The sequence below is a fragment of the Dellaglioa sp. CoH-57-MRSF-20 genome (genome assembly GCF_056781955.1).
In genome coordinates this window covers 1-526 of the sequence record NZ_JBXAXV010000080.1, presented here as the reverse complement: position 1 = coordinate 526, position 526 = coordinate 1, and the positions used below count along the sequence as shown (strand labels likewise).

2 protein-coding genes are annotated in these 526 nt (G+C 60.6%); one reads left to right on the top strand and one right to left on the bottom strand.

Annotated features, from left to right (window positions below):
- A partial coding sequence (locus AC1RPN_RS08205) for a hypothetical protein (protein WP_481763717.1) occupies positions 1–236 on the top strand: 236 nt, incomplete at its 5' end.
- A 71-nt stretch (positions 237–307) separates the two neighbouring features.
- Here the strand turns inward: AC1RPN_RS08205 and AC1RPN_RS08200 are convergent.
- Positions 308–526, bottom strand: a 219-nt coding sequence (locus AC1RPN_RS08200; protein WP_481763716.1) for a hypothetical protein, incomplete at its 5' end; no start/stop codon positions are given.

The window sequence follows — 526 nt, the reverse complement described above, 5'->3', positions numbered from 1 at the left end:
ACGAAATTATCGGTAACTGCTCGCGCACGTGGCTTGCGGCGCGGGCCGTGCACGCATGCGTTGCGCTGTGGGGCTTTACGCACGCATCGGTTGACGGGGACACGCGCCGGGCCGTATGCCAGTCTGTAGGCGAGGGTTTGAAGCCGGACGCCCGCGCCCGCTACCATATCGGGATCGGGTTGACCGACGAAGAGCGCGCAGCAGGTGTCGCGCGGTCATACACCTACGGGCTTTGATTATGCGCCTGTCAGCCGACGAAGTGCGGGCCGTTGTGGGGCCCCTTGTGGATGCGATCGAATGGACGGACCTACGACGCGGGGTCATGCATATCCGGCTCGGGGACGACATTTATTTGATCGACGTGCACGGTATCAACGAGCCCCGTTATCTGGAACTGATGGTGCGTCAGGCCCCGACGTACGCGCGGAATCTGCGCTACGTGCCGGGTTGCCGCTACTATGACGATAAAGGAAACCGCATCAAATGAAAAACATTCCGAAAAGCGATTACGATCTGGGTCAGGCAC